At 65.0% G+C, this 18,408-nt stretch carries 13 protein-coding genes; 4 read left to right on the top strand and 9 right to left on the bottom strand.

Features of this window, described 5'->3' with window-relative positions; genetic code table 11:
- Nucleotides 1-7 precede the first annotated feature (7 nt).
- From Q0L25_RS16720 to Q0L25_RS16705, 4 genes are read right to left on the bottom strand one after another with little or no spacing between them, the layout of a single operon-like run.
- Nucleotides 8-2,053 (bottom strand): tetratricopeptide repeat protein, encoded by a 2,046-nt coding sequence (locus tag Q0L25_RS16720; protein WP_296616242.1) that lies wholly within the window; start codon nt 2,051-2,053, stop codon nt 8-10.
- 10 nt (nt 2,054-2,063) lie between these two features.
- Entirely contained in the window at nt 2,064-3,413 is a 1,350-nt protein-coding gene (prsR, locus tag Q0L25_RS16715) for a PEP-CTERM-box response regulator transcription factor (protein WP_296616241.1), read from the bottom strand.
- Nucleotides 3,410-5,458 carry an XrtA/PEP-CTERM system histidine kinase PrsK gene (prsK, locus tag Q0L25_RS16710; protein WP_296616239.1) on the bottom strand — a complete coding sequence of 683 codons (2,049 nt, stop codon included), beginning with the start codon at nt 5,456-5,458 and terminating at the stop codon, nt 3,410-3,412. The genes prsR and prsK overlap by 4 nt, the downstream gene beginning before the upstream one ends.
- Nucleotides 5,459-5,462: 4 nt before the next feature.
- Complete coding sequence (locus tag Q0L25_RS16705; RefSeq protein ID WP_296616237.1) at nt 5,463-6,851, bottom strand: TIGR03013 family XrtA/PEP-CTERM system glycosyltransferase; 1,389 nt, start codon at nt 6,849-6,851, stop codon at nt 5,463-5,465.
- Nucleotides 6,852-7,047: 196 nt separating this feature from the next.
- On the opposite strand from Q0L25_RS16705, the gene Q0L25_RS16700 reads away from it, so the two are divergent.
- A complete protein-coding gene (locus tag Q0L25_RS16700) occupies nt 7,048-8,097 on the top strand; it encodes a mannose-1-phosphate guanylyltransferase/mannose-6-phosphate isomerase (RefSeq protein ID WP_296616236.1) in 1,050 nt (349 codons plus the stop codon).
- A gap of 2 nt (nt 8,098-8,099) precedes the next feature.
- On the top strand, nt 8,100-8,435 hold the full coding sequence (locus Q0L25_RS16695; protein ID WP_296616234.1) for an HNH endonuclease: 336 nt from the start codon (nt 8,100-8,102) through the stop codon (nt 8,433-8,435).
- Here Q0L25_RS16695 and Q0L25_RS16690 read toward each other — a convergent pair.
- The 4 genes from Q0L25_RS16690 to Q0L25_RS16675 form a co-directional block, all read right to left on the bottom strand.
- Nucleotides 8,432-11,149: a TonB-dependent receptor gene (locus Q0L25_RS16690; protein WP_296616232.1), complete on the bottom strand. Its 2,718-nt coding sequence runs from the start codon at nt 11,147-11,149 to the stop codon at nt 8,432-8,434. The two genes, Q0L25_RS16695 and Q0L25_RS16690, sit on opposite strands and share 4 nt — an antisense overlap.
- A gap of 188 nt (nt 11,150-11,337) precedes the next feature.
- Nucleotides 11,338-13,197, bottom strand: coding sequence for an oligoendopeptidase F (gene pepF / locus Q0L25_RS16685; protein ID WP_296616230.1), 1,860 nt, complete (start codon nt 13,195-13,197; stop codon nt 11,338-11,340).
- Between the two features lie 87 nt (nt 13,198-13,284).
- Nucleotides 13,285-14,898 (bottom strand): DUF6311 domain-containing protein, encoded by a 1,614-nt coding sequence (locus Q0L25_RS16680; protein WP_296616228.1) that lies wholly within the window; start codon nt 14,896-14,898, stop codon nt 13,285-13,287.
- Nucleotides 14,899-15,021: 123 nt separating this feature from the next.
- Nucleotides 15,022-15,201, bottom strand: a complete 180-nt coding sequence (locus Q0L25_RS16675) for a hypothetical protein (protein ID WP_296617824.1) — start codon at nt 15,199-15,201, stop codon at nt 15,022-15,024.
- On the opposite strand from Q0L25_RS16675, the gene Q0L25_RS16670 reads away from it, so the two are divergent.
- Nucleotides 15,172-15,996 (top strand): bifunctional helix-turn-helix transcriptional regulator/GNAT family N-acetyltransferase, encoded by an 825-nt coding sequence (locus tag Q0L25_RS16670; protein WP_296616226.1) that lies wholly within the window; start codon nt 15,172-15,174, stop codon nt 15,994-15,996. The two genes, Q0L25_RS16675 and Q0L25_RS16670, sit on opposite strands and share 30 nt — an antisense overlap.
- Before the next feature lie 60 nt (nt 15,997-16,056).
- Nucleotides 16,057-16,548: a hypothetical protein gene (locus Q0L25_RS16665; protein ID WP_296616225.1), complete on the top strand. Its 492-nt coding sequence runs from the start codon at nt 16,057-16,059 to the stop codon at nt 16,546-16,548.
- 169 nt (nt 16,549-16,717) lie between these two features.
- Here the strand turns inward: Q0L25_RS16665 and groL are convergent, their stop codons facing one another.
- Entirely contained in the window at nt 16,718-18,361 is a 1,644-nt protein-coding gene (gene groL, locus Q0L25_RS16660) for a chaperonin GroEL (RefSeq protein WP_296616223.1), read from the bottom strand.
- Between the last annotated feature and the right edge of the window lie 47 nt (nt 18,362-18,408).

The following is an 18,408-nucleotide window of genomic DNA, read 5'->3' as shown; positions in this document are numbered from 1 at the left end:
GGCACTCTCAGCCCAGTGTCTTGAGCAAGGCCTGCGCCGGTGCGCGATCGGTAAAGCCGGGATCGCCGAGCAACGCAGCGATGGCGGCCTTTGCTTCGGCATTGCGGCCGCTATCGGCATAGGCTTGGGCCAAATGCCAGCGGATACCGCTTTGCTTCGGCGCGAGCGACACGGCTTTCTCGAACAGATCGATCGCCTTCTCATTCTCGCCCGCCGCGTACAGCGCCCAGCCATAAGCGTCGGTAGCCGCCGGGCTCATCGGCGCGATGTCATAGGCCGCCGTGCCGTAGGAGACGGCGTCATCGATATTGTCCGCCCCCACATTGGCATAAGCGAGTTCAGAGAGCAGGCCAGAATCGCGTGAGCCGACGCGTGCGCGCAAATCCTCGAGCGTATCGATCGCCCCATCCCAGTCGCCCGACGCGATCTGCCAATGCGCGGCGAGGCGCAGAGCGGGTACGCTTTCGGGATGTTGGGTCAGGAACAGCGCCAACACGCCGGTCGCCTCGGGCCGGCGCCCCGCCTGATCGAGCGCGTCGACGGTGCGCAACATGGTCGGCTCGTCGAACTTGATATCGGCGGCCTTGCGATAGGCATCGGCGGCATCGCCATATCGGCCCATCGTCATCAGCGTGTCGCCGACCAGCAGATGCGCCGCCGGCGCGCCCGGCGTCGCTGCCTCGAGCGCACGCGCCCGGGCCAAGGCGGCGTCGCTCTGGCCGGCATCGATCAGCCCGCGGATCACCGTGACCGCGAGCACCGGATTGGTCGGATCCTTGTCGGCCGCCCCTGTCAACACCGCCAAGCTATCGTCCGTTCCGAAAGGAGTCGCCCCGGCACGTACCGGCCAGGCCGACCGGTCGAGGAACTTGGCGGCCCAATCGCGTTCGCCGGTCGCCTCGAACGCGCGACCGACCAGCCCCAACGTATAGCTGTCGGCGTCACCGCGAATCGCCACCGGACGCAGCACGTCGAGTGCGCCCTTGGCGTCGCCCGACCGCAGCAATGCTGCGCCGAGCAACCGGCGCGCGGTGATGTTCATCGGCTGCCGCCCGACGAGCTCGCGCCAGGCCCCGATCGCCTGTTCATAGGCGCCGGCCTGGTAGGCGAGCGTGCCGTTGAGCAGCAGCGCGCCGGGCAGGTCATCGATCCGTCCGCCGGTCCGCTCCATCAGGCTGCGCGCGAGATCGTAATTCTCGGCGCGCGCCGCGAGCACCGCCTGGAGATAGAAGGCCTGCGGGCTCGCCGGTCGCGCGGCGAGCGCGCGCCGCGTGGCGCCGAGCATATCGGTGTAACGACCGAGATCGCCGAGCGTGGCGGCATATTCGATCAGCGCCGGGTGGTAATAGGCATCGCGCTGCAACGCCGCTTCGAACCACGGCAAGGCGGCATTGAGGCCATATTGCTCGCGCACCAATTCGCCGCGCAGAGTAAGTGCCTCGAGATTGTTGGGATCGAGCTCGACCGCTTTTTGTGCGTTGCCCGAGGCGCCGGCGATGTCGCCCGCGCTGTAACGGATGCGAGCGAGGTCGGACCAGGCGTAGGAATTGGCGGGATTGCCGTCGAGCAACTCGCCGAACAGCGCCTGCGCTTCGGCCGCTTTGCCCTGCGCCGCCAATGCGCGCGCCGTGACGCGCGTGGCATAGCCGCCGAATCTCGGATCGGCCTTGGCCGCCTCGGCCAGCGCGCGCTTGGCGTCGCCCTGCAACAGCCAGGCCTCGGCCAGCAATTGATGACCGCGGCGCATGTCGAAACCGGCGGCGGCGGCACGGCCGAGCTCGGACTCGGCGCCCACGCCATCGCCCAGCGCGAGGAAAGTGCGTGCCAGCACGGCATGTGCGGCGCCCCATTGCGGGTCCTGCTTGACCGCTGCCTGGGCATGCGACCGCGCGGCGTTGAAATTGCCGGCCTGGAGCAACGCCAGACTATAGCCCAATTCGGTGCGCGCGCCAGTCGCGTCGGCCTGGGCCGGCGCGGTCAGCGTCGCCGTGACGCCGACAACCGCGGCGATCGCGGTCGCGCCGATCAGCGCGCCTTTGACGATGGTCTTCATGGTCCCGGTCCTAGGCATGGAGGTCGTAATTCTTGAGCAAATCGTAGAGTGTCGGACGGCTGATCCCGAGCAACTTGGCAGTGTTCGAGATATTGCCCTCGGCACGCGCCAAGGCATGGCGGATCGCCTTACGGTCGGCGCTTTCGCGCACTGCCTTGAGGTTGATCGGATCGGGCGTGTCGCGCTCGGCGAGATCGAGATCGATCGCGGTCACGCTCTTGCCATCGGCCATGATCACCGCGCGCTTCATACGGTTTTCGAGTTCGCGCACATTGCCCGGCCAACCCCAGGCGTCGATCGCCGACAGAGCGTCGGGCGACAGGCCGGTGACCGGCCGGTTCATGGTCTTGGCGTAATGATGCAGGAAATGCTTGGCGAGCAGTACCGGATCGCCGGTGCGCTGGGCCAGGCTGGGGATGCGCACGACGATCTCCGCCAGGCGGTAATAGAGGTCTTCGCGGAACGCCCCGCCGGCGACCATCGCATCGACATCCTGGTGAGTGGCGCAGACGATGCGGGTATCGACCGCGATCGCCTTGCGCCCGCCGACGCGCTCGATCACCCGCTCCTGCAGGAAGCGCAGCAACTTGACCTGGAGCGGCAGCGGCACATCGCCGATTTCGTCGAGGAACAAGGTCCCACCATCGGCGAGTTCGATCTTGCCTTCGGTGGTCTTGACCGCGCCGGTGAACGCACCCTTCTCGTGCCCGAACAATTCGCTTTCGAGCAATGTCTCGGGAATCGCCGCGCAATTGATCGCGACGAACTGGCCCTTGCGCCCGGACTTTTCGTGCAGACCGCGCGCCAGCACTTCCTTGCCGGTGCCGCTCGCCCCCAGCAGCATCACCGAGACGTCCGCGCTGGCAACGCGCTCGATCATCCCCGTGACCTTGAGCATTTCCGGCGCTGCGGTGATCAGGCCGCCCAGCGCCTCGCGGGGTGCGGTTGCAAGGCGGCGATTCTCTTCTTCGAGCGCATGGACATGGAAAGCGCGCGCGACGATCAGGCCCAAGGCGTCGATATCGATCGGCTTGTGATAGAAGTCCCACGCGCCCTCGGCGATCGCGCGCAGTGCGCTTTCACGCGCGCCGTGGCCCGAGGCGACGATGACCTTGGTATCGGGTTTCAACCGCAGGATCTCGGCGAGCGTCGCGAAGCCCTCGCTGACGCCGTCGGGATCGGGCGGCAGGCCCAGATCGAGCGTCACCACCGCCGGTTCCTCGGCGCGCACCGCATCGATCGCCTCGCGGCGGTCACCCGCTACGATCACCTCGTAATCGTCATAGGCCCAACGCAACTGCCGCTGCAGCCCGGCATCGTCCTCGATAATCAGCAATTTCGGTCGTGACCCGGTGTTCATGCCGCCCGCTCCATCTTGACCGGCGCGAGCGCCTCGCGAAGCACGATCGTGAAGCGCGTGCCCTCGCCTTCGCGGCTGACCACGTCGAGCCGCCCCCCCATAGCCTGGACCACCTGCCGCGCTTCGAACGCGCCGATGCCGAAGCCGCCGTCCTTGGTCGAGACGAACGGCCGGAACAGCCGGTCGCGGACAAAGCTCGCGCTCATCCCCGCACCCTTGTCGACGATCGCGATGGTCGCGGCGCCGACCACGATTCCGACCGGTTCGCCCGGCCTGCTTGCCTCGATCGCATTCTGGATCAGATGCCCGAGCGCCTGTTCGAGCCGTGCCGGATCCGCGACGGCGACCGCATCGCGCTTGCCGGTGACCGCGATCGGGTGGCTGGTGCCGCGGCGGCGCGTGACGCGCTCGACGATCGGCATCAGCTCGACCGCCACCGGCTCTTCGACGCGGCCCGAATTGTGCTGCGACAAGCGTGCCAGCAGGTCGTTCATGCGGCCGACCGAATCCTTCAAGGTCGCGATCATGTCGGCGCGGAACTCGGGATTGTCGGCATGCCGCTCCGCATTTCTGGCAACCAACGTGAGCTGGCTGACCAGATTTTTCACGTCGTGCATGATGAAGGCGAAGCGGCGGTTGAACTCGTCGAAGCGGCGCGCATCGGCCAGCGCCTCGTGCGCGCGCGCCTCGGCGAGATAGCTGGCCACCTGGCGCCCCGCGATCCGGAGCAAGTCGAAATCCTCCCAGTCGAGCGAACGATCGATCGGCGGCCGCGCGAGCAGGATCGCGCCGATCAGCTGGTTGAGATGGACCAGGGGCACGATCGCCCAGGCAGCGGGCGCGTCGAGCATCCATTGCGGCACCGCCGCGAGTTCGGCCGGCGCGGCCTGGCCGGCGCGGAGCGTGTCGAGTTCGATGATCCGGTCGCCCCGCGCGAGGAATTCCGCCAGCGGCTCACCCGAAACCGCAACCGGGGTCGGCCCGTCCCAATTCCATGCCGCGCCAAGGCCGAGATCGCCGTCGCCGGCGACCAGCAACAGTCCGGCCGGGGAATCGGTAACGTCGGCGACCGCCTTGACGATACGTTCCTCGAGCGGGGCGGCGCCCTCCCCCGGCGTGCCCAGCGTCTCCGTGAAGCGCGTCCATTCCGCGCGATAATCATAGCGGTGATGGAACAGATGCTTGGCGACCATCACCCGCAGCCACGCCTTGATCGCCGGCGAAGACAGTAACGTGAGCAAGGCGGCAGCCGAGCCGAACACGAACGCGGTCTGCCCCAATCGCGCATAGCTGCCGCCAAATGCTTCGATCGCGCTGATCGCAAGCACGGTGACGACGGCATAGGCGATCAACGCGACCAGGGAGAGCGATTGCCACGTCACCGTGCGCGACACGTTAAGCGTCCAGTCGCCGTTGCGATGCACCGCGATCGCGAGCACGGGCACGATCGCGATCATCACCAGTCCGCGTCCCGCGGTCAGTTCCTGCGGCCAACCGCCGCTGAGATAGGTGGCGGTATATACCGACAGGTCCGCGAGCCACATCGCCGCAAGTGCGACCACCGCCAGACGAATGCCGTCGCGCGCGCCGGGCGCGACTACCGAATAGAGATGGTGGACCAGCACCAGCGATCCCAGCGCGACCATCATGCGCAACAGGATACGAACCGCCGCGATACCCTGGACCAGATCGCCGGCCACGGTCGATTGGGCGAGGCTGAGCGCGATGCCGACAACCGCGACCAGTCCGACCACGCTGTAGATCATCGTAACCGCGCGCGCCTGCCGCGCCGCCGGGTCGCGCCGCAATACCGCGAGCATGAACGCCAGCCAGGCGATATTGCGCAGGCTCTCGGTGATCTGTGTCGTCAAGTCCTGGCCGCCGATCCCGGCGACCGCGAGCGTCCACAGCGCGGTCATGCCCAGCGCCGCGACGAACGCGGTACGCGGCACGCTGACCGCTCGGTCGCGCAACTGCGACAGGGCGAGCCCCGCGAACAGCAAAGCCGCGAGCGCGTGGCTCCACAGGATGACGGTCGGCGTCATCGCCTCAGCGCGCCCCTTCCGGCCACAAAACGACGCGGATCGTCTGGAGCAGGATCAACAGGTCGAGAAAGGGAGAATAATTCTTGGCGTAATAGAGATCATATTCAAGCTTTTGCCGGCTGTCCTCGATCGACGCGCCATAGGGATAATTGATCTGCGCCCAGCCGGTAATGCCGGGTTTCACCATGTGGCGTTCCGCATAATAAGGCAGCTGCTGCTCGAGATCCTCGACGAATTGTGGGCGTTCGGGACGCGGGCCGACAAAGCTCATCTCGCCCTTCAGCACCGACCAGCATTGCGGCAGCTCGTCGATCCGCACCTTGCGGATGAAGCGGCCGACTCGGGTGATGCGCGGATCGTCCTTCTCGGCCCAGACCGCCTGGCCAGCGACCTCCGCATCCTGGCGCATCGAGCGCAGCTTGAGGCAGTCGAACCCGACGCCATAGAGGCCGACGCGGCGCTGGCGGTAGAAAGCCGGGCCCTTGCTCTCGAGCTTCACCGCCATCGCGGTGAGCAGGATGATGGGACCCGCGAGCACGAGCAGGATCAGGCTGGCGGTAATGTCGAACAGCCGCTTGAACACGCCCGACAGCATCCGCCCCGACGAGAATCCGTCGGAGAAGATCAGCCAGCTGGGATTGACGCTCTGCAGGTCGACGCGGCCGGTTTCGCGTTCGAGGAAGGTCGAGATGTCGTTGACATGCACCCCGGTGGTCTTGATCCTGAGCAGGTCCTTGAGCGGCAGCGCGTTGCGCCGCTCCTCGAGCGCCAGCACCACTTCGCTCGCGTTGAGCAATACGACATGGTCGGCGAGGTTGTAGATCGCATCGCGCGCGATCGCTTCCGGGATCACGCGATTGGCTTCGCTCATCGACACATAGCCGACCACGACGAATGCCGAGCCGGGTTGTTGCTGCAACGCCTTCAACCGCGCGGCACGCGGGCCGGCGCCGAGCACGACGACGCGGCGTTTGAACACATGGCTGCCCAGCATCTTGCCGAGCAGGATACGGATCGCGATCAGCGATACCGCCGAAATCCCCATCGCGTAGAACAGGTTCGATCGCCAGAACGTGATTGCCGGCGAGAGGAAGAACAGAACCGACAGGAAGATGATGCCGAGCGAGATCGCGACCAGGATGCGTGCGATCGCCCGGCGCAGCGATTGCAGTGCGTCGGCGCCATAGACGCCGACCGCGATCATTGCGGTTTCGAGCGAGACGGCAAAGGTGAAAAGCTGCGGCAGGCGGTCGACGATCGGTTCGACGATGCTGCCGAGTTGGTGGAGGCGGATCGAATAGGCGATCTCCGCCGCCGCGATCAGCAGCGCGACGTCGAGAAGCCCCAGGAACAAAACGGCATGCGGCACATAGTGCTTGAACAGCCTGATCATCGTCTTCGCCTGCCTTTTCGGCCTTGGTCCGCACCCTAGTTCGATCGTCGGGTGTAAGATTTTCCGACACGGTTTCAGGCGATGTCGCAGAAATTGACAAAGAAAGACTGAACGCCGCGGAAACCGGCGGCTTTCTGTGAGTTGGGGAAATCGGGGGAAGGCCCTAGATTACCATCAACCAGCAAAGGATTTTTGAATGCCCGAGGCGACGTCGATCATCCCTGTCATCCTCTCGGGCGGATCGGGCACGCGCTTGTGGCCGATGTCGACGCCGGAAACACCCAAGCAATTGCTTGCGCTGACCGCCGACGAAACCATGCTCCAGTTGACCGCACGGCGCGCCTGTGGCGACCATTTCGCCCCGCCGATCGTGGTCGCCAACCAGCGCCATGCCGAAGAGATCGAAGCGCAGCTCAAAGCGGTCGGCACCCCGGCCCAGGCGCTGATCCTCGAGCCGGTGGCGCGCAATACGGCTCCGGCGATCGCCCTCGCCGCGCTCGCGGCGGGCAGCGGCGACGCGGCATTGCTGGTGATGCCGTCGGACCATGTCATCGCCGATACCGATGCCTTCCACGCCGCGATCCATGCCGCACGTGCGATGGTCGACCAGGGGTGGCTGGTCACGTTCGGGATCGATCCGCACGCCCCCGAAACCGGCTACGGCTGGATCCATGTCGGCGAGGCGGTGGCGCCGCGCGTGCACAAGGTGGCGCGATTCGTCGAAAAGCCCCCGCGCGACCGCGCCGAGGCGATGCTGGCGGCGGGCGACCATGTCTGGAACGGCGGCATCTTCCTGTTCCGCGCCGACGCGTTCCTGGGCGCGCTCGCGGTGCATGGGCCCGAAATCCTGCATGCCGCACAGCAGGCTATGCTCAACGCGAAGCACGAAGGCGCGCGCGTCCATCCCGACGCACAGGCCTTCGCCGCTTCGCCATCGGATTCGATCGATTATGCGGTGATGGAAAAGGCGCCGCGCGTCGCGGTGGTGCCGGTCAGCATGGGCTGGAGCGACCTCGGCAGCTGGGACGCGTTGCACGAATTGAGCGTGGGCGACGAAGCGGGCAATTGCTTGAAGGGCGACGTGGTCGCAATCGAGACCGAGAATTGCCTGGTCCAGGCCGATGGCGTGCGCATAGCCCTGGTCGGCGTCACCGACCTGATCGTCGTCTCCAACGGCAAGGACGTGCTCGTCCTGCCGCGCGGCCGCAGCCAGGAGGTCAAGAAGCTGATCGAGGCGATGAAATAGCGATGGCCGGGCGCGTCCGGCGCAAGGCACTCGCCGCAATCCCGACGCCTGCCCCGCCGCCCGATCGTTGCGCGCTATGCGAGCGCCCGCTCGGCCGTCGCGTCGAATGGCACCATCTGGTTCCAAAAAGCGAAGGCGGTCGCGACACCGCCCCGCTTCACCCGATCTGCCACCGCGCGATCCATGCGGCCTTCGGCAATACCGAACTTGCGCGGCGCTATAGCGATCTCGATTCTTTGCGAGCGGAACCGGCGATTCAGCGCTTTCTCGCGTGGATCGCCGGCAAACCGCCCGACTTCAGCGCGCCGACCCGGCGCGCCAAAGTCAAGTCGTCCTAGAAATGCAGCTGCACGCCGATGCGGTAGGTCGACCCATAATGCTCGCGCTCGACCAGGAAAGCCTTGCTGCCCTGATAGTGGCGCCAGGGCGAATCGGTCAGGTTGGCCGCGTCGACATAGATCGTATATTGTGGGGTGACCTGATAGCCGACGTGCAGGTCGAGTTGTCCCTGCGAGTCCCAATAGGAATCCGTCGCCGCGCTGGTACCGACCACGTCTGAGAAAGCCGAGCGGTAGTTGAATGCCAAGCGCGCTGTCAGGCCGTATTTCTCGTAGAACAGGCTGACATTGCCGAGATCGTGCGACTGATAGGCGAGCGGGATTGCGCCGGCGCGGAAGGCCGCTCCCGTGGCATGGCCCCAGACATGGGTGTAATTGGCCGAGATACCGAAGCCGCCAAGGAAGCCCGGCAACCCCGTGAACTGGGTCTGGGCGTTGAGCTCGACACCGCCGATGAACTCCTTGTCCATATTGGTATATTGGGTGAGGTTGATGGTCGGATAGTCGGCTGCCGGCGCACCGGGAATGTCGCCCGGGTTGGCGACGTTGGGCATGCCGATCTGATAGATCGGGTTCTTGATGTCCTTGTAGAAGAACCCGGCGCTGAACAGGCTGTCCTTGTTCGGATAATATTCGACCGCGGCGTCGAAATTGACCGCCTTATAGGGCTTCAGAAACGGATTGCCGGCATTGACCGTCGCGGGCACCGTGTCGTTCGTCACCGTGATGAACGGCGCCAGCGTGCTGTAGTTCGGACGCCCGATCGACGTGGTGACCGCGCCGCGCAGCAGCAGGTTGGGCATCGCCTCGAACTTGACGTTCAGGCCGGGGAACCAGTCCGTGTAGCTGTTGCTGGCACGGGCATTGAAATCATTGTTCGCGGCCAGCGCCGCGGCATAAGCCGCATCGGTGGTGATGGCCTTGCCGATCTTGGTGATCGCTGGTCCGACGATTTTCGCTGCCGTCCGGTCGCGCGTATTCTCGACGCGCAGACCCGGGATCACGGTCAAATTGCCGAACTTGAGCGTGACCATGGCATAGCCGGCCACGATCCGTTCCTTGACGTCGTAATCGGGCGCCAGCGAGCCGCTGAGATTGCCGGAATAATCGAATGTCGCCACGTTCGGATGAGCAGCGAGATAGGCCTGCGCCTTGTGCCAGTCGACCCGCTGGCCGAAGGTGAACAGACCGTCGTAGAAGTCGCTGTCGCCGAGATAGCCGACCGTCGCGAGCGACCAGTTGGCGCCCTTGACCGTCTTGTAGCTGGTCAGATCGTGATCGTCGTTCTTGTGCCGGTCGAGATATTTGAAGCCGATCTGAAACGACGAATCGGTGCCGATCGCCAGTGGATGGCTGTAGTCGATCCGCCCCTGCCAAATGCGCTCGAAGGTGAAGCGATGCTCGGCCTTCAGCTTGCTCTGGATGAAATTGGTCGGGTCCGAAAAGATCCCCGCATTCGCGCCGCTCGGCACCAGCGTATAGGGATAAGTCGATGGATCGTAGGTCGCCAGCAGGGGCGGACTGTTCTTCGGCGGCGTATAGGTGAAGGTAAATTCGCTGCGGATCGGGTCGCGCTTTTCGGCACGGGTCCAGCCGCCCGACATCGACAGCTTGCCGCCGCCGACATTGAAATCGCCTCCCAGTGTGACCGACTTGGTGTTGTCGTCCTCCTCGCGATGGCGCACCAGAATCGTCGCGGTTGCCGGCAGGGTCATCAGGGTTAGCGCCGCAAGGTCGGCGGGCTTGGACGGCAGGTTGAGCGCGAGCAGATTCTGGTCGCGGGTTTCATGGTCCTGATATTTGGAATAGCTCGAGCGTATATAGAGCTTCACATCGTCATTGGGCCGCCAGTCGAAATTGCCGACGACCCCCAAACGCGTGCGCAGCGGGCTATAGTCGCGATAGCCGCCGCCAGCCGGCACGTTCACGCCGGCCACGACATGGCTCCAGTCCGACGAGCCCTGAAAGTTCTCCGACTCGATCGGACGCCGCGAATAATTGACCGACAGGACCGCGCCGAACGTTTCGCCGGCACCGAAACGGCCCCCGATGGTACCGTCCACTTCGTAAGGCGATCTTTTGTTCAGGCCGTACAGGCCGATCGCGCCGCGCGCGTCGAAGAAGAACGGCGTCTTGCTGTCGAACGCCGTCTTGGTGCGGATATTGACTTCGCCGCCGATCGCATTGGCGTCCTGGCTCGCCAGCAGCGATTTGGTGACGGTGACCGACTGGATCATCGCCGAGGGCAGGTCGTCGAGCTTGACCACGCGGCCATCCGGCTCCGGCGCGGGCAAGGTCTGGCCGTTGAGGGTGACGTTGACGAGGCTGGGATCGATGCCCCGGATAACGACATAGCGCCCCTCGCCCTGATCGTTGGCGACCGACAGGCCGGGCAGGCGCTTGACCGCCTCGGCGACGTTCTGGTCGGGAAGCTTGCCGACGTCGTTGGCATGGAGCGCCTCGACGAAATTGTCAGCGTCCCGCTTCTCGGTCGTGGCGGCACGCAGCGCGGCCCGCGAGCCGGTCACGACAATGTCATTGGATGTTCCGTCATCCGCCTCGGCGGCGCCGTCCGCGGCCCGTGGCGCGCCGCTCGTGGTCGGCGAGGCGGCGGCGGTCTGGCCGCCGGCCGCAAAAGCCGGAGCCGCGGCGCCGAGCGCCATGAACCCAAGAGCGAAGCGCGACGCCGTGCCGCGCAACGTAAAGCTGGCCATGTTCGTACCCCCCGAAGTGCCGGATCATCGGGAATTCCCGATATCGCATCGCAGCGGGCGCTATTCCTGCCGCGCGACAATCGCGCGACTCCGGGGTGACGGGGGCGTTACGCTTTGGGGAAGCTTTTGTGGCGCGGGCCGCGAAGTCTCCTAGCCCCTCCCCCGAGGGGGAAGGGCTTCAAAGAACTTCACGCCATCAGTTTCTCGCAGGCATCCAGCGTCTCGCGGAACGTCTGAATGATCGCCTGGTACGGCGCCGGGCTCGCCATATCGAGGCCGGCACGCTTGAGGATCTCGGTCGGATAATCCGATCCGCCGGATTTCAGCACGGTGAGATAATTGTCGCGTTCCTTGGCGCCGCCCTTCAGGATCGAACGCGCGAAATAGGACGCTGCCGAGATCGAGGTCGCGTATTGATAGACGTAGAAGCTCGAATAGAAATGCGGGATGTACGCCCATTCCGACGCGTACGTGTCCGATACCGCGACCTTGGGTCCGTGATAGCGCTTGAGCAAGTCGAGATACATCGCGCTGAACTTCTCGCCCGACATCCCCTCGCCCGCCTCGGCCTTGTCGTGCGCGGCAAGCTCGAACTCGGCGAACATCGCCTGGCGGTAGAAGGTGCCCCGCATGCCCTCAAGCTGCATGCCGAGATAATAGAGCTTCTCCTGCTTGGTCTTGGCGTTCGCGACCATGTACGCGGCCAGCAGTTGCTCGTTGCAGGTCGAGGCGATCTCGGCGAGGAACAGCGGGTAATCCGACTTTTCGTACACCTGGTTCTTGTTCGCGAGCAATGTGTGCATCGCATGGCCCCATTCGTGCGCGAAGGTGGTCATGCCCTCGTAATTGTGGCCGAGATTGAGCAGCAAATAGGGGTGCAGATCGTACGCCGCGCCCGGATTCATGTACGCACCCGATTTCTTGCCCGTGCGCGGGAACGGATCCATCCACTTCGCCGCGGTCGCCTTGCCCAACAGGTCAGTATATTCGGGACCGAGCACCTTGGTCGCGGCCAGCGTATTGGTCCGCATGTCGGCGAGTTCGACCTTTGTGTCGAGCTTCACCAGCGGCGGATAGATGTCGTAATAGGCCATGTCGGGCAGGCCGAGCAGCTTGCGGCGCAATTCGAAATAGCGATGCAGCTCGGGCAGGCCCTTGTTGGTCTCCGCCACCAGCGTGCGGTACACGCCCTCCGGCACGTTGTTGCCCGACAGCGACATGGCGAGCGAGGTCGGATATTTGCGCGCTTTCTTGCTGAATACGTCCGCCTTGAGCTTGGCGGCATAGGCGGCGCCGAGCGAATTCTGGAACTTGCCGTATTCGGCCCAGAACGTGTCGAACACCAATTTGCGGTCGGCGCGATTGGGCGCGTCGCGGTTGAGCGTATAGGCCTGGTCGTCGAGCCGCACCTGCTTGCCGGTCGAGAGCGTCACGGTCGGCCAAGGAATGTCCGACGCTACGAGTTGCTCGCGGATGTCGCTCGGCCCGGACAAGGGCGAGCCGACGCCCGCCAGCAGCGTTTCGCCTTCGGGCGACAAAGTATGCTCGGCCTGCCTCAACGTGTCGGCGAGCGCGAAGTCGAACCGCTTCTTGAGCGTGTCGTTCGAGGCGATGAACCCATCGATTTTCGCCTTGCCTAACGACAGGATCTCCGGCGTGGCCCAAGCGGTCGCCTCGCCTAAAGCGGTGAACAGGTCGATCGCCTGCGCCTGGCGCTCCTGATTGGCCGAGACGCGCAGATCGGCGTCGGCGTTGAGGCTGGCATAAGTATAGATTCGGCTCACGGCGCGGCCGATGTCGGACTGCGCGGCCAGGAAGGCCGCGAGCGTATCAGCGCTCTCGCCCAGTTTGCCCTTGTACTTGGTCAGGTTCGGGATGTCGGCGAGCGTCTTCTTGCGCGCATCGTCCCATGCCGCAGCGTTCGGATAGAGGTCGGTCAGGTCCCACATCGCGCCGGGCGCCGCATCCTGCGCCCAGGCTGGCATCGCCGCGGCAATCGAGATCATCGCCGCAGCGGTCATCGCCTCACGGCGCGAAAGTTCGGTCATGCTGTTTCCCTTTTGAGCGCGCCGGTGGACCGGCATCGAGTGAATGCCGCCATCCTGCCGCGATGATCGGCCAAAGGGAAGCGTGTATTAGCGAGTTAGCGCACCGACAGGAAGGATCACGGGCACATTGTCGATCCGCGCGAACCGCCGCGTGGCCGCTGGGGGCACGACGACGTCGGGCGCCAGCACGTAGAGCCGATGCGGGTCGACATGCCCTGCGGCGAACGCGGCCAACTCGCGTCGCTGGCGCTGAACGGTCGCGAGGGAATCGCGCGCTGCATAGACCAGCCGGACGGGCTTGCCCTGCCCCGCCGCGCGCCAGGCGACTTCCTGGAACAACGCCAAGTCGCGGGTCGCATCGGGCGGTACGAAAGTAACGTCTCGCGCCGCCGACACCGCGGCGTCCCAACGGGGATCGGGCGTCAGGACATAGAGCCGATGCGCGCCGGCCTCGGCGCTCTGCGCGCGAACGACCGCCGCCATGCCCGACAGGTCGATAAGCTGGACGGCCAAGACCAACGCGAGCAATCCGTCCGCCTGGGCACGCGGCAGCCGATATGCGGCGAGGATCGCGACCAGCACGAGCACATAGGCGACCGGCCAGAACAGGCGGCCCGATGCGCGCACCAGGTCGAGTGCCGCGATCAGGAAGGCCGGCAACGGCAGGCGCGGCAGCATCTGACCGGCGATGTCGGGATAATTGCTGATCGCAAGCAGGGTGAGCGCGACGAGCGCGGGGATTAGCCAGCGCAACCGATGCAATGGCACGCGCTGGTCGTCGGCCGGCGGCCGGTTCCATGCGACCAAAACCGCTATGGGAAGCAATAGGAGCAAGCCGGCCCCTATATACTGAAACCCCTCGAAACCGCGCCCGGCGCGCTGCGCGACGGAGGGGAGCAGGCGCGAATAGGCCGGCGTGCCAGGATTTACCGGCGCGTCGATCGGCATCGCGAACGCGCCATAATTGCCCGCCAGCGCATGCGCCTCGCCGGCCCCGAGCGTCCAGGCAAGCCCCGCGACCATCGCCAGGATCGCAGCCGCACCCCCCGCCAACACGACGCGCCCGCGACGATCGGCGATCATGAAGCGCTCGATCATCGCCGTCAGCCAGATCGCTCCGACCATCATCAGCAGGTAATTGTGCACCAGCGCGGCGATCAGCAGCAGCACGGCCCAGCCCCGGTTCGATCCGGCGCGCTCCGGATCGAGGAAGCGCCACAATGCCCACAGGATCAGCCAATGCGCCATCAGATTGGCATGGACGTAACGGTTGGCCAGCGTCGGCAGCGCGGCGAGGAGGATCACGCCGCACCAGAGCGCGATCGGGCCCGGCGCGTATCTCCTGAGCAACAGCCAGGCGAAGAATATTTGCAGGAACAGGCACGTCAGGATCCACGGGCCGACGAATTGCGCATCGGCGGGCAGCAATGAGGCGATCGGCCAACTCGCGATACCGATCAGCGGATTGCTGTCGGTGAACAGCAACGGCACACCATCGGGCGCATTGAGCAGATAGGTGCGCAATACGCCAGGCGCGGGATCGTGCAGCCACGCGTGAATCCCCAACGCGTTCTCGCCATTGTCCGATCCTCGGATCAGCCAGCCCGCATTGCCGATATCGAGCGTCGCCGGGTGGAACAGTGCCAGGAACAGCGCCAGCGGCAACAGCAGCAAAGGCAGTCGAGGCAGAAGCGCGCGCACGAGTGCGGCTTGCCCGACGCGCGCTACTTTATAGTTAACGGACGATGTCCCCGCCGGATGCGAGACGATCCGTCGCTCCTCGCTTGACTATATAACGCGATATATATCATGTTATGTTTTATATCAGAAGAGGAAGATTCGATGATCGATGATGCGATAGCGTTCGAAGGAGCGGTTATGCTGGGCAGCCGCCTCAAGCGTCTTGCCGAGCGCCTTCAGAACGGCGCCGAACGCATCGCCGTCGATTGCGGCCTGCCGACGCAACCAAGCCAAATGCCCCTGTTGACCGCCCTTTACCGCCACGGTCCGCAAACGGTGGGCGAACTCGCAGAACGCATCGGAATCAGCCAGCCCGCGGTCACCCGCATCCAGTCGCGGCTGCTCGAACTCGATCTCATCGAGACCAGCCGCGACGAGCGCGATCAACGCACCAGGACCATCGCCCTGACCGGCAAAGGCCGCGAGGCGATGGATTTGGCCAGAACCGTGCTGTGGCCGCGGCTGCGTGCCGCGGTTGCCGAAGTGTGCGACGTCGATGCTTTTCTGCCGCAGATCGCCGCAATGGAGACTGCGCTCGCGGCCCAGCCGCTCGAACAGCGCCCGCGCGGCGGTCTCGCCATCCGCCGGTTCAGCGATGATCTCGCGCCCGATTTCTATCGCATCAACGCCCAATGGATCGAGGACATGTACACGCTCGAACCGACCGATGTGGACGTGCTGACCCATCCGCGCGAACGGCTGATCGAGCCCGGCGGCGATATCCTGTTCGTCGAGGATCCCAAGCTCGGCATCATCGGCACCTGCGCGCTGCAGAAGACCGGGGAGCGCCAGTTCGAGCTGACCAAGATGGGCGTCGTGCCGGAGGCGCGCGGGCGCAAGGCCGGCGAATTCCTGCTCCACGCGACGATCGAGCGTGCTTTCGCCTTGGGTTGCGACCGGTTGTATCTGCTGAGCAACGCCAAGGGCGCGGCGGGCGTGCACCTCTATGAGAAAGTCGGGTTCGTCCATGATGCGGGGATCATGGAGGAGTTCGGGAAGAGATATGCGCGGTGCAATGTGGCTATGTTGTACACTGGGCCGCGTCCTGCTTCGGCGTAATCGTTTTCCCAACCGCCGCATCGCCGCGACCCGTTAACGTCTTGCCGGTATGTGCGCGGTATGGAAGACGGCCATTGCAATTCGGCTGACCAGTGCGTGCTCCTGTTCAGCACCGATTGGTTCAGACCATATTATTGCTTGCTGGGATTACGCGTCCTCGCCGGAGAGGAGGGCCGCTTCGTCGAAGCGATGCGTGCCGCCGCTCGCGAACTCATCGGCCAGGAAAACGACTATTTTGAAACCGACTTCGGCGACGCACGCATCCTGAAAACGAAGAAGCACTGGCTCGACGCGCTGGCGACGTTCACCTCGTCGGCCGTTCCGCCGGCATTGCTCGACTCCGAGGGGCATTCCCTGGCCGAACGACGACGAGCGCGGGATGAGATCGTTGGCGACCACCACTCCGGTTGGGACGAATTGATGGCCGCGCATCCGGCCTCGCTTCGACAATCGGACTGGGATGAATGGATCGCCTCGATAACCGCCGCGGTACCGGATTACCTGAGAGCATTCGCGTGGTCGCGAGGCTTCGACCCGTCCGATCGGCACTGATCTCGTAAAAAAGAAGAGCCGGCGGATCGCTCCACCGGCCCTTCTTTTGTCTGGTCGGGGCAGCGGCGAAGCCGCTGCCTGACGTCGGACGGGACTTCGGCCAGAGGCCGAAGCCCGCCGGCCGTTCCGATTTCGTATCGGGAGCAGCGTTCGCTGCTCCCGTCCAAAATCAGAAGTCCATGCCGCCCATGCCGCCCATGCCGCCGGCGCCCATCGGCATCGCGGGCTTGTCTTCCGGCAATTCCGACACCGCCGCTTCGGTGGTGATCAGCAGACCGGCGACCGAGGCCGCGTCCTGCAGCGCGGTGCGAACGACCTTGGTCGGGTCGATCACGCCGGCAGTGACGAGGTTCTCGTACGTGTCGGTCTGGGCGTTGAAGCCCTGCGACGCGTCGTTGCCCTCGAGCAGCTTGCCCGAGATCACCGCGCCGTCGTGACCGGCATTCTGCGCGATCTGGCGCAGCGGCGCGTAGAGCGCCTTGCGGACGATATCGATGCCGCGGGTCTGGTCGTCATTGGCGCCCTTGAGGCCTTCGAGAGCCTTGGTCGCGTAGAGCAGAGCAGTACCGCCACCGGGGACGATACCCTCCTCGACCGCGGCGCGGGTCGCATGGAGAGCGTCGTCGACGCGATCCTTGCGCTCCTTGACCTCGACTTCCGACGCACCGCCGACCTTGATCACCGCGACGCCGCCCGCGAGCTTGGCCAGGCGCTCCTGGAGCTTCTCACGGTCGTAATCCGACGTGGTGTTCTCGATCTGCTGGCGGATCGCCTCGGTGCGGCCCTTGATCGCATCGGCATCACCGGCGCCATCGACGATGGTGGTGTTGTCCTTGTCGATCGTGACGCGCTTGGCGGTGCCGAGCATGCCGATGGTGACGCTCTCGAGCTTGATGCCGAGATCTTCCGAGATCATCTCGCCCTTGGTCAGGATCGCAATGTCCTCGAGCATCGCCTTGCGGCGATCGCCGAAGCCCGGCGCCTTGACGGCGGCGACCTTCAGGCCGCCACGCAGCTTGTTGACGACGAGCGTGGCCAGCGCCTCGCCCTCGATATCCTCGGCGATGATCAGCAGCGGACGGCCCGACTGGACGACCGCTTCCAGGATCGGGAGCATCGCCTGCAGGTTCGACAGCTTCTTCTCGTGGATCAGGATGTACGGGTCGTTGAGTTCGACCGTCATCTTTTCCGGGTTGGTGATGAAATAGGGCGACAGATAGCCGCGGTCGAACTGCATGCCCTCGACGACGTCGAGTTCGAATTCGAGACCCTTCGCCTCTTCGACGGTGATCACGCCTTCCTTGCCGACCTTGTCCATCGCCTCGGCGATCTTCTCACCGACGACGGTGTCGCCATTGGCCGAGATGATGCCGACCTGGGCGATCTCGTTCGAGCCCGAGACGGGCTTCGAGCGGGCCTTCACGTCCTCGACGACCTTGGTCACCGCGAGGTCGATGCCGCGCTTCAGGTCCATTGGGTTCATGCCGGCCGCGACCGACTTCATGCCCTCCCGAACGATCGCCTGGGCCAGAACGGTGGCGGTGGTGGTGCCGTCGCCGGCGAGATCGTTGGTCTTGGACGCGACCTCACGGATCATCTGCGCGCCCATGTTCTCGAACTTGTCCTTGAGTTCGATTTCCTTGGCGACGGTGACGCCGTCCTTGGTGATGCGCGGAGCGCCAAACGACTTCTCGATCACGACGTTGCGGCCCTTCGGACCGAGCGTGACCTTGACCGCGTCGGCCAGGATATCGACGCCGCGCAGGATGCGCTCACGCGCGTCGCGGCTGAATTTTACGTCCTTGGCTGCCATGTTGGCTATTCCCTCATTCGTCGCCCCGGCGAAGGCCGGGGCCGTTG

This window comes from Sphingomonas sp., assembly GCF_024508665.1.
In the GTDB taxonomy this organism is placed as follows: Bacteria; Pseudomonadota; Alphaproteobacteria; order Sphingomonadales; family Sphingomonadaceae; genus Sphingomonas.
The sequence above is the reverse complement of the archived record's forward strand: the minus strand, read 5'-3'. Positions and strand labels throughout refer to the sequence as shown.

Excerpts from the sequence above, each read along its gene's own strand:
- Q0L25_RS16720 (WP_296616242.1), bottom strand. The coding sequence starts at position 2,053 with ATGAAGACCATCGTCAAAGGCGCGCTGATCGGCGCGACCGCGATCGCC.
- prsR (WP_296616241.1), bottom strand. The coding sequence starts at position 3,413 with ATGAACACCGGGTCACGACCGAAATTGCTGATTATCGAGGACGATGCC.
- prsK (WP_296616239.1), bottom strand. The coding sequence starts at position 5,458 with ATGACGCCGACCGTCATCCTGTGGAGCCACGCGCTCGCGGCTTTGCTG.
- Q0L25_RS16705 (WP_296616237.1), bottom strand. The coding sequence starts at position 6,851 with ATGATCAGGCTGTTCAAGCACTATGTGCCGCATGCCGTTTTGTTCCTG.
- Q0L25_RS16700 (WP_296616236.1), top strand. The coding sequence starts at position 7,048 with ATGCCCGAGGCGACGTCGATCATCCCTGTCATCCTCTCGGGCGGATCG.
- Q0L25_RS16695 (WP_296616234.1), top strand. The coding sequence starts at position 8,100 with ATGGCCGGGCGCGTCCGGCGCAAGGCACTCGCCGCAATCCCGACGCCT.
- Q0L25_RS16690 (WP_296616232.1), bottom strand. The coding sequence starts at position 11,149 with ATGGCCAGCTTTACGTTGCGCGGCACGGCGTCGCGCTTCGCTCTTGGG.
- pepF (WP_296616230.1), bottom strand. The coding sequence starts at position 13,197 with ATGACCGAACTTTCGCGCCGTGAGGCGATGACCGCTGCGGCGATGATC.
- Q0L25_RS16670 (WP_296616226.1), top strand. The coding sequence starts at position 15,172 with ATGCCCCTGTTGACCGCCCTTTACCGCCACGGTCCGCAAACGGTGGGC.
- Q0L25_RS16665 (WP_296616225.1), top strand. The coding sequence starts at position 16,057 with ATGGAAGACGGCCATTGCAATTCGGCTGACCAGTGCGTGCTCCTGTTC.
- groL (WP_296616223.1), bottom strand. The coding sequence starts at position 18,361 with ATGGCAGCCAAGGACGTAAAATTCAGCCGCGACGCGCGTGAGCGCATC.